A 14,214-nucleotide genomic window follows, 5' to 3' on the forward strand; every position below is an offset into this window, starting at 1 on the left:
GCTGAAATGAGCCAGTCGCCCTACCCCGCCGTCGCCTCCGGACCGCCCCCGCCGAGCCTGATCCTCAGGCCAGGCCAGATCGCGCTGCCGCCGGGCATGGAGCGCTATGCCATCCCCGGCAATGGCGCAGTGCTGATCGAAGTCGAGGCCGGCGATACGATCACGGTGCGCAATGTCGAGGGTGGCCAAGCCAGTGAACTGTTGGCCTGGGACACCGCAGGCGCCACCGACCCCGGGATCTTCGGTGAAAAATCCAACAGCAATGCCGCCGGCATCAAGGCCCTACTCGCCGAGGGCGACGACAGTATCAGCGCGTTGCGGCGCGGCATCGAGCGACGGCAGGTGCAGCTCGACCAGGCCAAGGCTGTGCGCGTGTTCAGCGTCACCACGCCGGCCGGAACCGAACAGGCTTTCAGCGTTGCGCGCTCCGGCTCGATGATTGTTGCAGCGCCCGGCGGGCCGATGCTCGTCGATGGCCATGACACGGCGACGCCACTCACCATCATCGTCCGGCGCGCCACGGTCCGCCTGAAAACAAAATCGCAGTTGGCCGATCCGCTCGCCGACCCAGTGCTCGACCTGCGCGTCCATTCGGCGACGGCCGAATCCTACTTCGTCAAGGCTGGCGACTATCTGCAGATCATCGATGTCGACGGGCGCCAATGCACCGACTTCCAGTGCTTCTCGGCGCGTAAGCTCGACAAGGGCCTCGACCATCCGCTCGACGTGACGACGACCCGCACGCTGATGGGCGCCAGCTATCCCATGCCCGGCCTGCATTCCAAATACTACGACCAGGACATGGAGCCTCTGGTCGAGGTGGTGCAGGACACATGCGGCCGGCACGACGCCTTCGCGCTGGCATGCGCCGCTAAATATTACGATGACATCGGCTATCCCGGCCACACCAACTGCTCGGAGAATTTCAACGGCGCTCTGGCCGGCAAGGGCGTCAATGCTCGCGCCGGCTGGATGGCGATCAACTTCTTCTTCAACACCGCCATCGACGCGCATGGCGTCATGGTGTCGGACGAGCCATGGTCGCGCGCCGGCGATTATGTGCTGCTCAGAGCGCTGACCGATATCGTCTGCGTATCCTCTGCCTGCCCTGACGACACCACTCCGGCCAATGGCTGGAACCCAACCGACATCCATGTGCGGACCTATTCCGGCCAGCACAAATTCTCGCGAGCGATCGCCAGACGCATGACGCCCTATTCGGAACCGAAAATGACCCGCGAGACCGCTTTTCATTCGAGCTTTGCCAAGCACACCCGCAACTTCGCCGAGTACAGGGGCTACTGGCTGGCCAACTCCTTCCCCAAAGACGGGCCCATCGACGAATACTGGGCCTGCCGGCAGGACGCCGTGATCATGGACCTGTCGCCGCTGCGCAAGTTCGAGGTCACCGGCCCGGATTCCGAAGCGCTGCTGCAATACACGCTGACCCGCGACGTCAAGAAGCTCGGTGTAGGCCAGGTCGTCTATTCCGCCATGTGCTACGAGCATGGCGGCATGATCGACGACGGCACGCTGCTGCGGCTCGGCAAGGACAATTTCCGCTGGGTCGGCGGCGACGATCTGTCCGGCGAGTGGCTGCGCGAGACGGCCAAGAAGGTCGGGCTGAACGTTCTGGTGCGCTCGTCCACCGACCAGATGCACAATGTCGCCGTGCAGGGGCCGAGGAGCCGTGACATCATTAGAGAGGTGATCTGGACCTCGCCGCTGCAGCCGTCGATCGACGAACTCGAATGGTTCCGCTTCGCCGTCGCCCGTATCGGCGGCAGTAACGGCATTCCGGTCGTCGTCTCGCGCACCGGCTATACCGGCGAGCTTGGCTACGAGATCTGGTGTCATCCGCGCGACGCCGAAAAAATGTTCGACGCCATCTGGGAAGCCGGCCAACCGCATGGGCTGAAGCCGATGGGACTGCTAGCGCTCGACATGGTGCGCATCGAGGCAGGACTGATTTTCGCCGGTTACGAATTTTCCGACCAGACCGACCCGTTCGAGGCCGGCATCGGCTTCACCGTGCCGCTGAAGACCAAGACCGACGATTTCATCGGGCGCGAGGCGCTGATCCGGCGCAAGGAGAATCCGCAGAACAAACTGGTCGGACTCGACATCGACAGCAATGTCGCGGTCGGCCATGGCGACTGTGTCCATGTCGGCCGTGCCCAGATCGGCGTGGTTACCTCGGGTATGCGTTCGCCCATATTGAACAAGAACATTGCGCTGGCCAGGCTCGACGTCACCCATGCGGCCATCGGCACGGAGGTCGAGATCGGCAAGCTCGACGGCCATGCCAAGCGGCTGCCGGCACGCGTTGTCGCCTTCGCTCACTACGATCCGCAGAAGACCAAGCCACGCTCCTGAGTGCTGCCTTTCCGGACAGGCCGACCTGCGCGTCGGCAACGCCGCGAGGCGTATCGTTGCGTAGACGCGCAAGCGTGATGTGCACGATTTCACAAAACGCTTGACGTGAAAGCGCGCCGGATCAATCTTCACTCTTAAGAAAAAAATACGACTGAGTGGAAACACCGGAGTCGTTCGGTCATGTGCCGGGGAGCAAGCTTCGCAAAGCCGAGGCATCGCCGGCGGGGAACACTTACAAAAGGGGAAGTCACTGACATGAGCACCATAAGCACGGCCCTGGAGCAGCCTGCCGAGAGCAAGCTGCTCAGGCATATCGACTGGCGCGGCGCCTTCTGGGTGGCAAGCGGCGTCCCGGCACTGGTTCTGTTCTCGATCGGCGGCATCGCCGGCACGACCGGGACGCTGGCCTTCCTGATCTGGACGGTGTCCATGGTCATGGGTTTCCTGCAGTCCTTCACCTATGCCGAGATCGCTGGCCTGTTCCCGAACAAGTCGGGCGGCGCCTCGATCTACGGCGCCACCGCCTGGCTGCGCTACTCCAAATTCATCGCGCCGCTCTCGGTGTGGTGCAACTGGTTCGCTTGGTCGCCGGTCCTGTCGCTCGGCTGCTCGATCGCCGCCGCCTATATCCTCAACGCGCTGGCGCCGGTGCCGCTGTTCACAGCGACTTCGGCGGAAGTCGTTGCCTATATCGCGGCGCATGCCGGAACGGCGCCCGCGGACGCGATCACAGCGGTGACCGCCGCCGCAACGCCGGCGATCCGTAACTGGACGCTTTACAGCCACACGCTGGGTCCGGTTTCCTTCACGTTCAACGCCACCTTCTTCATCGGCGCGGTGCTGATGCTGATCATCTTCTCGATCCAGCATCGCGGCATCCTCGGCACAGCCAATGTGCAGAAATATATCGGCCTGCTGGTCATCATCCCGATGCTGATCGTCGGCGTCGTGCCGATCTTCACCGGGCAGATCAACTGGGCCAACTTCTCGCCGCTGGTGCCGCTGGCCACCGCCTATGCCCCGGACCCCGGCACCTGGAACATCGCCGGCTGGACGCTGGTGCTCGGCGGCATGTTCATCGCCGCCTGGTCGACCTACGGCTTCGAGACGGCGGTCTGCTACACTTCCGAGTTCAAGAACCCGGGCACCGACACCTTCAAGGCGATCTTCTATTCCGGCCTGCTCTGCATGCTGCTGTTCATCCTGGTGCCCTTCACCTTCCAGGGTGTGCTCGGCCTGAACGGCATGCTGGCGACACCGATCGTCGACGGTTCGGGCGTTGCCGACGCGCTGGCCGGCATGGTCGGCGGCGGGGCACTGATCCACAGCCTGCTGGTGATGCTGATGATCCTGGCCCTGGTGTTGTGCATCATGACCGCCATGGCCGGCTCCTCACGCACGCTCTATCAGGGTTCCGTGGACGGCTGGCTGCCGCGCTATCTCAGCCACGTCAATGAACATGGCGCGCCGACGCGGGCCATGTGGACCGATCTCTGCTTCAACCTGGTCGTTCTGGCCATCGCCTCGGCCGACGCGACGAGCTTCTTCTTCATCCTCGCCGTGTCGAACTGCGGCTACATCATCTTCAACTTCCTTAACCTCAATGCCGGCTGGATCCACCGCATCGACAACGGCCATATCGCGCGGCCCTGGAAGGCACCGAGCTGGCTCTTGGGGATCGGGGCGATCTTCGCCTATGTCAACGCGATCTTCATGGGCGCCGGCGCCAAGGTCTGGAACCCGATGGCGCTGTGGGCCGGACTGATCACCGCGGCCTTGATCATCCCGGTGTTCTGCTACCGGCATTACGTCCAGGACAAGGGCAAATTCCCTGATCACATGCTGGCCGATCTCGGCATGACGGGTGCTGACCTCGCGGTCAAGAAAGCAGGGATGCTGCCTTACCTGACACTGGTCGCCGGTGTGGTGGTGATGCTGCTCGCCAACTGGTTCTTCGTCATCTGACGACTTAGGAGCAAAAACAAATGGGCGCGCCTCGGCGCGCCCATTTCTTTTCACGGTGAGCCTCAGCCGGCCTTGCGGATCGTCTCTTTCGCATTGTCGAAGAACCGGTTGGGCGGCCGCTTCAGGCCGAGATTCTCGCGCAAGGTCGTTCCCTCATACTCACGCCGGAAAAGCCCTCGCCGCTGCAGTTCGGGCACGACCTTCTCGGCGAAGTCATCCAGCCCTGCGGGCAGATAAGGGAACATGATGTTGAAGCCGTCGGATCCCTCAGTGACCAGCCATTCCTCCATCTCGTCGGCAATGGTTTGCGGCGTGCCGACGAAGGCGAGACCGGAATAGCCGCCCAGCCTCTGGGCAAGCTGGCGCACGGTCAGGTTTTCATCCCGGGCCAGCTCGATGACGCGCTCGCGGCTGCTCTTCGAGGCATTGGTCTCCGGTATGTCCGGCAAGGCCGCGTCGGGATCAAAGGCCGACGAGTCATGTCCAAGAGCGATCGATAGCGAGGCAATGCCGCTCTCGTAATAGACCAGGCTGTCGAGCTTCGCCCGCTTGGCCCGCGCTTCCTCGACACTGTCGCCAACGATGACGAAGGCACCAGGCAGGATCTTGATGTCGTCGCGCGAGCGGCCGAGTTTTTGTGCCCTGCTTTTGACGTCGGCAAAGAAGCGCTGACCCGAGGCAAGATCACCATGGGCGGCGAAAATAACCTCCGCTGTCTCGGCCGCCAGTTGCCGTCCTGCCTCCGATGCGCCGGCCTGGACAATGACCGGCCAGCCTTGCACGGGGCGCGCTATGTTGAGCGGCCCACGCACCGAGAGATGCTCGCCCTTGTGGTCCAGCACATGCAATTTGGCGGGATCGAAATAGAGCCCGCTTTCGGCATCGCGGATGAAGGCATCGTCGGCAAAACTGTCCCACAGGCCGGTCACGACATCGTAGAATTCCCGCGCCCGGTGATAGCGCTCATCATGTTCGACATGCTCGTCCAGCCCGAAGTTCAGCGCCGCATCCGGATTGGACGTGGTGACGATGTTCCAGCCGGCGCGGCCGCCGCTGATATGGTCGAGCGACGCGAAGCGGCGGGCGATGTGATAGGGCGCATCGAAGGTGGTCGAGGCGGTGGCGACCAGCCCGATGTGATCGGTGACGGCGGCCAGCGCGGACAGCAGCGTGAATGGTTCGAACGAGGTCACCGTGTGGCTGCGCCGCAGCGCCTCGATCGGCATGTTGAGCACGGCCAGATGATCGGCCATGAAGAAGGCGTCGAACTTCGCCGCCTCCAACGTCTGTGCGAAACGCTTCAGATGCGCGAAGTTGAAGTTGGCGTCGGGATAGGCGCCCGGATAGCGCCACGCGCCGGTGTGGAGACTGACCGGGCGCATGAAGGCGCCAAGCCGCAATTGCCGTTTTTCTATCATGGAAGACACCCTGATGTGAACGAGCGTTGCCGCTCCATATAGCGCAGGATGGGACCGCTTTGCGGTCCTGGGAAGGAATTCTGTTTTGCAAAACCGGCGCCGGGGAGCATTTTCATCGGTGTGAAGGCTGGTCCGTCACGCCGCATCATCCGCCATCACCGACGGCGGATGACCCCGCGAAGCCGCACTATTCGGCGGCCAGTGCCAGTTGTGGCCTTTCCGGCTGCTCCGTCGCGGATGTTTCGGAAGCATCGGCGTCACGCTTCTTGGGCTCGCGGCCAAAGAACAGGGCATAGCCTGCCGGCAGCACCAGGATGGTCAGCACGGTGGCGACCATGATGCCGCCCATCATGGCATAGGCGAGCGGCCCCCAGAACACGGCGCGCGAGATCGGGATCAGCGCCAGCACCGCCGTCATCGCCGTCAGCACGATCGGCCGGAAACGGCGTACAGCCGAGCCGATGATGGCCTCCGAGCGTTCCATGCCTCTGGCGATGTCCTGGTCGATCTGGTCGACCAGGATGATCGAGTTGCGCATGATGATGCCGAGCAACGCGATGACGCCGAGGATGGCGACAAAGCCGAACGGGGCGCCGCTGATCAGCAGAGCCGCGGCGGCACCGATGATGCCGAGCGGACCGGTCGCCAGCACCAGCATCGCCTTGCCGAAGTTCTGCAGCTGGATCATCAAGAGCACAACGATGATGGCCAGCATGATCGGCGCCTTGGCGGCGATCGACGCCTGGCTTTCGGCCGAATCCTCGGCACCGCCCTGGATCTCGATCTTGTAGCCGGGCGCCAGGCCATCACGCAGGCCCTGCATGTCCTTGTACATCTTGGTGACGACGTCGTTGGACTGCACGCCGTCGGGCAGCGTTGCCCGCACACTGATGGTCGGCAAGCGGTTGCGGCGCCACTCGATGCCTTGCTCCAGCACCGGGACCACCTTGGCCACCTGCGATAACGGCACGAAGCCGCCGAAATCGGTCGGGATATAGACCGAGTCGACGGAGGACAGCAGGCTGCGGCTCGCATCCGGCTCGCGGGCAACGATGGACACCGTCTCCTCGCCGTCGCGGAAGTCGTCGAGCGGCGCGCCGGACATGGTTGCCTGCAGCATCTGGCGGATGCGCTGCGAGGTGACGCCAAGCGCACGGGCGCGATCCTGGTCGATGACCAGCTTCATCGCCGGCACGGGCTCGAGCCAATCGTCATGGACGGCGCCCAGCAGTGGATCCTCGCGGAACTTCGCCTTCACTTGGTCGGCAATGCGGCGCACTTCCTGGCGATCCGGACCCATGACTCGCATCTGCACCGGCCAGCCAGTCGGCGGTCCGAGGAACAGGCGGTCGACCTTGCCGCGGATCGACGGGAAATCCTCGGCCAGAACCGTGCGCAGCTTGACGATCAGCCGCTCGCGCGCCGGCTCGTCATTGGCCATCACCAGCATCTGGGCGAAGTTCGGGTTGGCGAGCTGCTGGTCGAGCGGCAGGAAGAAGCGCGGCGCGCCCTCGCCGATATAGGTGGCGATGAAGCGCTTGTCCTTGTCGTCCATCATCTTGGCTTCGAGCGCCTTGGCCTGCACCTCGACCTCCTTGATGCTGGTGCCTTCCGGCAGCCAGAGGTCAACGAGGATTTCCGGCCGCGACGATTGCGGGAAGAAGTTCTGCGGGATGAACTGGAATGCCCACAGGCTGGTGCCGAAGGTCACCAGCGTCATCACCAGCACGATGATGCGATGGCGCACGGCCCAGCCGACCGTGGCCCGCAGCCGGCGGTAGAAGCGCGTGTCGAAGGCATCGTGATGGGTGCCGGCATGCTTGCGCTGCTTGAGGATCATGTAGCCCAGCCATGGCGTGAAATAGACCGCGACGAACCACGACACGATTAGCGCGATGCCGACGACATAGAACAGCGTGCGCACATATTCGCCCGCAGTCGAGGCGGCGAAACCGACCGGGATAAAGCCGGCGGTGGTGATCAGCGTGCCGGTCAGCATTGGGAAAGCGGTCGAGGAATAGGCGAAGCTCGCGGCCTCGATCTTGACCAGCCCCTCCTCCAGCTTGCGCTCCATCATTTCGACGACAATCATGGCGTCGTCGACGAGCAGGCCAAGCGCGATGATCAGGGCGCCAAGCGAGATGCGCTGCAGGTCGATGCCAAGCTCGTACATGATGGCAAAGGTGGCGGCCAGAACCAGCGGAATGGCGATGGCGATAACCAGCCCGGAGCGCCAGCCGATCGACAGGAACGAGACGACAAGCACGATCAGCAGCGCTTCGCCCAGCGCATGCATGAATTCGGCCACCGCATCCGTGACGACGCCCGGTTGATCGGAAATCTGATCGACCGACACGCCATAGGGCAGCGCCTCCTCGAAGCGCTTGTAGGTCGCCTCGACATCCTTGCCGACATCGGTGACCTTGAAACCCTTGGCCATGACGACGCCAAGCTGCACGCTTTCATGTCCGTTGAAGCGGTACTTGCGCTGGAAGGGATCTTCGAGCCCCGAGGTCACGGTGGCGATGTCGCCGAGCCGGGTGACCTGGCCGCCGGCGCGCAGGCGCAGTTCCCTGATATCGGCGGCCTTGGTGACGTCGCCTTCGACAGAGATGCGCACCGAATTGACGCCGGTGTCGACGGCACCGGCCGGGTCGACATTGTTCTGGCCCTTGATCGCGTTCTGCAGGTCGGTCAGCGTCAGGCCGCGTTCGGCAAGCGCCTTGGACGAGACGTCGATGTATAGCTTTTCCGGCTGATCGCCGATGATGACCGCCTTCTCGACGCCTGGCGTCGTCAACAGCATGTCGCGCGCCTGGATGGCGAACTTCTTCAGCTCGGGATAGGAAAACCCGTCGCCGCTGATCGAATGCAGCGTGATGAAGGTGTCGCCGAACTCGTCGTTGAAGTATGGGCCAAGCAGGCCCTGCGGCAGGTCGCCGGATATGTCGCTGACCTTCTTGCGCACCTGATAGAAGGCGTCGTTCACCTCGGCGGCATTGGTGTCGCCCTTGATCTGCACGGTGATGATGGCGCTGCCGGCCCGGGTGAAGGAGCGCACGAAATCGAGATGCGGCGTCTCCTGCAGCTTGCGCTCGATCTTATTGACGACCTGGTCTTCCATCTCCTGGATCGAGGAGCCCGGCCAGATCGCCTGCACGACCATGACCCGGAAGGTGAAGTCGGGGTCTTCCTTCTGGCCCATGCGCATCAGGCCGAGCGCACCGGCGATGATGATCAGCCCGAACAGGAAACGCGCGATGGAGGGATGGCCGATGGCCCAACGCGACAGGTTGAAGGGCCGCTTTTCTTCAGTGGAGGTCGTCATCGGTGCTGGTCCACTTTGCTTGGTTGCCGGCGCCCGGTGCTTCGAAGAAGCGCGGCGCGCGAAACGAAATCATTTGCGTTCGAACTGGCTTCCGGGCGGCGTGACTCTTCGAGCAGAGAGACACTCATCGCGGTCGGACGCGCGGATCGATGCGGGGGGACATCGGCCTTGACGTCTCGACCTTCGGGCGCACGCCGCCCGGAAACCTGCGGCCGCGGGAACGCGCGGCCGACCTGTCTGTCGTCAGCGCAACCGGCTGGCGTCTTCGCCCTCGGCGGAAGCGGACTGTTGCGCCACGCCGCCGGCGAGCTTCACCTTCAGATTCTCGGTCATGAACTGCGTGCCGGCGGCGACGACGATATCGCCTGGCTTCAACCCTTCGGCGACGCGCACGCCATCGGCGGCGAACTCGGCGACCTTGACCGGGCGGGCATGAACGGTGTCGGCGCCACGATCGACGGTCCAGACGATCGACTGGCTGTCCTGCTTCGCCAATGCGCTCAGCGGGATCGATACGAGTTGCTTTTCGTTGGCGGCCGAGGCCTCGATATTGGCGGTCATGCCGAGCAGCACGCGCGAATCGTTGGGCAGGCTGACACGGACGGCGAAGGTGCGCGACTGCGTATCGGCGCTGCCGGCAACCTCGCGGACCTTGCCGTCGAGCGCCAGCGTGTTGTCGGACCAGAAACCGGCCTTGACTGATTTGCCCGGCTTGAACTCGGCGATTTCCATTTCAGGCACCGCGATCAGCACTTCCTTTTCGCCGTCGACCGCGACAGTGACCACCGGCGTGCCGGAGCCAACCACCTGGCCGACATCGGCGTTGACAGCCGTGACGATGCCGTCCCTGTCGGCCTTGAGGTCGGTATAGCCGACCTGGTTCTTGGCCTGGTCGAGCGACGAACGGGCGGAGTCTCGGGTGGCGACCGCCTGGTCATAGGTCAGCGTCGCCTGTTCGAGCTGCGATTTCGGCGAAAAATTCTTGGCGAAAAGCTGTTCGGCGCGCTTGCGGGCAAGCTCTGTCGTCTCGACCTGACGCTCGGCAGCATCGAGCGTGGCCTGGGCACTCTTGACCGAGAGGTCATAGTCTGTGGGATCGATGCGGGCGAGCACATCGCCCGGCACGACATGCTGACCGATGTCGACGAGGCGTTCTGTGATCTTGCCATTGACCCGGAAAGCCAGGGCGCTTTCGGTGCGGGCGCGCACCGAACCGGAATAGGAGAGTGTGCGGGTGTCATGCGCCTGGGCGATCTCGACGACCTTGACCGGGCGGATGATATCCTTGACTTCGGCTTTCTCCTGGCTGCAGCCGGCAAGAGCGAGCGCCGCGACGATCAAGCCCGCGACCGGCAACCGGCGGATGATGGAATGGGACAAAGACATCGTGATACTCCTGACTGGAGGCGGACCGTCGACACCGGCGACCGGCGGCTATTTCAAGGCTCTGATGGCGTAGTCGATAAGTTCGTCGGGCATTGCCCGGTTGGTCTTGGCAAGGCACTGTGCGACCATCTGCGGGTGACAGAGGATGACGGTGGCGGCGCCGAAGCAGCGCGAGGCAGCTTCGGGATCCTGCTGCCTGAACTCGCCGGTCTCGACACCCTCGCGGATCACCTCGGCGAACAGGTCGTGGATGCTGTTGACGTGCGCGTCGATGACCGCCCAGTCGCGCTCAAGCGCGACGATGACCATCTCATGGACCTTCTGCTCGTCGAGCATGGTCTCGAGCGTCATCTTGTACTGGGCGTGAATGTAGCGCCGCAGCCGCTCCTCCGCGCTGATCGGCAGATGCATGATTTCGTAAGCCATCTTGTAGCTGGCGCCGAGCATGCGGCCGCAAACGGCCTGGTGGATTTCGACCTTAGAAGCGAAGAAACGGTAGATGTTGGCCGGCGACATGCCGAGTTCGCGGGCAATGTCGGCGACATTGGTCTTGCCGTAGCCATAGTGCCGGAACAGGCGCTCGGCGCAGTCGAGAATGCGTGTCACATTCTCTTGCCTGGCGGCATCGGCCACGATGTTGGCGGCTTCGGACATGGTGCCTTCGTTTGACAAGTGACGAATTTCAATTTTCGTCATTCGTAAATTGAGGAGAGCTGGATGTCAACGCGAAATCGACGTACGCGTATAATTGGTGACAGATGGTGACATGGACTGCGGAGGCGGTGACGCCGGAGGTTTGGCGAATGAAGCTTATCGCTTGGTCATCAAATCTGAGGAATCATGGCGTCTCTGAGCTTAGCGTTTAGGGTGACGACGTTAGGTACCCTTGGCCATTTCCCGTAGCCGGAATTTCTGGATCTTGCCCGTCGACGTCTTCGGTATTTCCGCGAAAATCACGGCTTTCGGCACTTTGAAGCGGGCAAGCAACGCACGGCAGTGCTCGATGATCTCGGCCTCGGTCGCCACCTTGCCGGGCTTCAACTCGACATAGGCAACCGGCACCTCGCCCCATTTGTCGTCCGCGCGGGCAACCACACCGCATGACGCCACAGCCGGGTGTTTGTAGAGCGCATCCTCGACCTCGATCGATGAAATGTTCTCGCCGCCGGAGATGATGATGTCCTTGGAGCGGTCCTTGAGCTGGATGTAGCCGTCAGGATGCATGACGCCTAGATCGCCGGAATGGAACCAGCCACTGGCGAAGGCTTCGTCGCTTGCCTTGCGATTCTTGAGATAGCCCTTCATGACGATGTTGCCGCGGAACATGACCTCGCCGATGGTCTCTCCGTCGGCCGGCGTTTCGATCATTGTCTCGGGGTCCATGATGGTGAGCCCTTCGAGCGCTGCGTAGCGCACGCCTTGTCTTGCCTTCTTGGCGCTGCGCTCGCCTTTTGCGAGGCCGTCCCATTCGCCGTGCCATTCGTTGACCACAGCCGGACCATAGGTCTCGGTCAGGCCATAGAGATGGGTGACGGCGAAGCCGGCATCGGCCATGCCCGACAGCACGGCTTCCGGCGGCGGTGCTGCCGCGGTGTTGAAGGTCACCGTCTGCGCGAACGTTCGCTTGTCCTCGTCCTTCGCGTTGATCAGCACCGACATCACGACCGGCGCACCGCAGAGGTGGGTGACGACATGGTCGGCGATAGCATCGTAGATCGGCTTCGGCCGCACCCAGCGCAGGCAGACATGCGTGCCGGCCTGGACGGCGAGCGTCCAGGGGAAGCACCAGCCATTGCAGTGGAACATCGGCAGCGTCCAGAGATAGACGGCGTGTTTGGCCATGCCGGCATGGATGGTGTTGGTGTAGGCCATCAGGGCGGCACCGCGATGGTGGTAGACGACGCCCTTCGGATTGCCTGTCGTGCCGGAGGTGTAGTTGAGTGAGATCGCGTCCCACTCGTCGTCCGGCATCGACCATGCGAAATCCTCATCGCCGCTGGCAAGAAACGCCTCGTAGTCCAATGCGCCGATGCGCTCGCCCTTCGGATAGGGCGCGTCGGCCGCATAGTCGGGATCGTCGTAGTCGATGACCAGCGGCTTGACCTTGGCCAGTTCCAAGGCCTGCCTGACGACATCAGAGAATTCGCGGTCGACGATCAGCACCTTGGTCTCGGCATGGTCGAGCTGGAACGCGATGACCGCGGCGTCGAGGCGGGTGTTGAGCGAGTGCAGCACGGCTTTGGTCATCGGCACGCCGAAATGCGCTTCCAGCATTGGCGGGGTGTTGGACAGCATGACGGTGACTGTGTCGCCCTTGGCGATGCCGCGCTTTTGTAGTGCCGAGGCAACCTTCAACGAGCGGCGCCAGAAATCGCGATAGGAGATGCGCTGGTGGCCGTGGATGATGGCGATATGGTTGGGATAGGTCCTTGCCGCGCGCTCCAGATAGGTGAGCGGCGTCAGCGGCTGGTGGTTGGCCGCGTTCCTGTCGAGATCCTGTTCGTATGGATTGCCCATCCCGCTTCCCCTTGCTTCCTGGTCGGAGACTTCTAATCACAGGCTCCTGGCCACGTCACCATTCTTCTATGGGAAGCCTGTCGACACCACAGCCGGCTTCACGTTGATCCCGGTCAACAAGTGAGATGTTTTGCTCTCTCCCGCTCAATTTGACTTTTGTCGAGAGCCGTGACTAATGTCAGCCGAGGAGACGGCATGGCGATCCGACCGGCAGAACAAATCATCCACAAGGCCGCGTGGCTCTACTATGCGCACGGCCTGCGGCAGGATCAGGTGGCGAGCCAGCTTAACATTTCCCGTGCCTCGGTGGCCATGTATCTGCGCAAGGCGCGCGAGACCGGCATCGTCAATATCTCGACCTCGACCCAGCTTTTCACCGACGATGTCATGGCGCGCAAGCTCGAGGATGCACTGGGCATCGACGCGGTCTGGATCGCGCCGGAAAACAGCCATGTCCCCGACCCGTCGACGGACATCGCCGTGCTGGCGGCGAGCGTCTTCCTCGAACTGGTCAAGAAGGGCGATCGCATCGGTGTCGCCTGGGGCCGCACCGTCTACACCATCGCCGACATCATGTCCTATGCCGACCTGCAGGATGTCACGGTGGTGCAGCTCTGCGGCAATCTCGGCGCGCCTTATTCCTACCGGCCCGACCAGTGCACGATGGAAATCGCGCGCCGGCTCAACGCCAAGGGCCTCAACTTCTACGCGCCGCTGGTGCTGTCTACGGAAGAGCTGGCACGCGCGCTGCGGGCCGAACCGGTGATCCGTGAACAGCTGTCGGGAATCAAGGACTGCGATCTGGCGCTCTATTCGGTCGGCGCGGTCGACGCCGACAGCCATCTGGTCAAATGCGGCGCGCTGACATCAGGTGAAATGGCGGAGCTGCGCAGTCGAGGTGCCGCAGGCGTCATTGCCGGTCAGATCATCGATTCTGAAGGCAAGGTGCTCGACTGCGGCTACAACAGGCGGGTGATCTCCGCCGAACTTGCCTCGCTGCGCGCCATCGCCAGGCGCCTGATGGTGGTGCAGGAGGACAGCAAGTTCGAACCGCTGCTCGCCGCACTCACTGGGGGACTTTGCACGCATCTGGTGGTCGGCGCGCATATGGCGCAACGGCTGCTCGATCATGCCGGAGCGGCGCCACAAAAAGCATCCTGAAAAGCAACCCTTCGCCGGCGCATTGTCATCAAGGCGTCTCGGCATTCCTGTTTCACCACCCAA

The 14,214-nt window shown here is 62.9% G+C and carries 8 protein-coding genes; 3 read left to right on the plus strand and 5 right to left on the minus strand.

The annotated features are described in order from the left end of the window. The first annotated feature begins 6 nt into the window (after positions 1-6). Entirely contained in the window at positions 7-2,376 is a 2,370-nt protein-coding gene (locus A3A9_RS0108025; protein ID WP_027058319.1) for a DUF1989 domain-containing protein, read from the plus strand. A gap of 255 nt (positions 2,377-2,631) precedes the next feature. Further along, complete coding sequence (locus tag A3A9_RS0108030) at positions 2,632-4,341, plus strand: APC family permease (RefSeq protein ID WP_027058320.1); 1,710 nt, start codon at positions 2,632-2,634, stop codon at positions 4,339-4,341. Positions 4,342-4,403: 62 nt separating this feature from the next. On the opposite strand, the gene A3A9_RS0108035 is transcribed toward A3A9_RS0108030, so the two are convergent. The 5 genes from A3A9_RS0108035 to A3A9_RS0108060 form a co-directional block, all read right to left on the minus strand. Further along, positions 4,404-5,759: an LLM class flavin-dependent oxidoreductase gene (locus A3A9_RS0108035; protein ID WP_027058321.1), complete on the minus strand. Its 1,356-nt coding sequence runs from the start codon at positions 5,757-5,759 to the stop codon at positions 4,404-4,406. A gap of 187 nt (positions 5,760-5,946) precedes the next feature. After that, entirely contained in the window at positions 5,947-9,087 is a 3,141-nt protein-coding gene (locus A3A9_RS0108040) for an efflux RND transporter permease subunit (protein WP_027058322.1), read from the minus strand. Positions 9,088-9,330: 243 nt separating this feature from the next. Next, positions 9,331-10,473, minus strand: coding sequence for an efflux RND transporter periplasmic adaptor subunit (locus A3A9_RS0108050; RefSeq protein WP_027058323.1), 1,143 nt, complete (start codon positions 10,471-10,473; stop codon positions 9,331-9,333). 48 nt (positions 10,474-10,521) lie between these two features. Then, positions 10,522-11,127 carry a TetR family transcriptional regulator gene (locus tag A3A9_RS0108055; RefSeq protein WP_027058324.1) on the minus strand — a complete coding sequence of 202 codons (606 nt, stop codon included), beginning with the start codon at positions 11,125-11,127 and terminating at the stop codon, positions 10,522-10,524. A 222-nt stretch (positions 11,128-11,349) separates the two neighbouring features. Then, positions 11,350-12,990: an acyl-CoA synthetase gene (locus tag A3A9_RS0108060; RefSeq protein ID WP_027058325.1), complete on the minus strand. Its 1,641-nt coding sequence runs from the start codon at positions 12,988-12,990 to the stop codon at positions 11,350-11,352. Between the two features lie 195 nt (positions 12,991-13,185). On the opposite strand from A3A9_RS0108060, the gene A3A9_RS0108065 reads away from it, so the two are divergent. Next, the gene (locus tag A3A9_RS0108065; RefSeq protein WP_027058326.1) at positions 13,186-14,151 is read left to right on the plus strand and encodes a sugar-binding transcriptional regulator; all 966 of its coding nucleotides are present in this window, start codon (positions 13,186-13,188) and stop codon (positions 14,149-14,151) included. Positions 14,152-14,214 lie beyond the last annotated feature (63 nt).

This window comes from Mesorhizobium loti CJ3sym, from assembly GCF_000472785.1.
Classification (GTDB): Bacteria; Pseudomonadota; Alphaproteobacteria; order Rhizobiales; family Rhizobiaceae; genus Mesorhizobium; species Mesorhizobium loti_E.

Excerpts from the sequence above, each read along its gene's own strand:
- A3A9_RS0108025 (WP_027058319.1), top strand. The coding sequence starts at position 7 with ATGAGCCAGTCGCCCTACCCCGCCGTCGCCTCCGGACCGCCCCCGCCG.
- A3A9_RS0108030 (WP_027058320.1), top strand. The coding sequence starts at position 2,632 with ATGAGCACCATAAGCACGGCCCTGGAGCAGCCTGCCGAGAGCAAGCTG.
- A3A9_RS0108035 (WP_027058321.1), bottom strand. The coding sequence starts at position 5,759 with ATGATAGAAAAACGGCAATTGCGGCTTGGCGCCTTCATGCGCCCGGTC.
- A3A9_RS0108040 (WP_027058322.1), bottom strand. The coding sequence starts at position 9,087 with ATGACGACCTCCACTGAAGAAAAGCGGCCCTTCAACCTGTCGCGTTGG.
- A3A9_RS0108050 (WP_027058323.1), bottom strand. The coding sequence starts at position 10,473 with ATGTCTTTGTCCCATTCCATCATCCGCCGGTTGCCGGTCGCGGGCTTG.
- A3A9_RS0108055 (WP_027058324.1), bottom strand. The coding sequence starts at position 11,127 with ATGTCCGAAGCCGCCAACATCGTGGCCGATGCCGCCAGGCAAGAGAAT.
- A3A9_RS0108060 (WP_027058325.1), bottom strand. The coding sequence starts at position 12,990 with ATGGGCAATCCATACGAACAGGATCTCGACAGGAACGCGGCCAACCAC.
- A3A9_RS0108065 (WP_027058326.1), top strand. The coding sequence starts at position 13,186 with ATGGCGATCCGACCGGCAGAACAAATCATCCACAAGGCCGCGTGGCTC.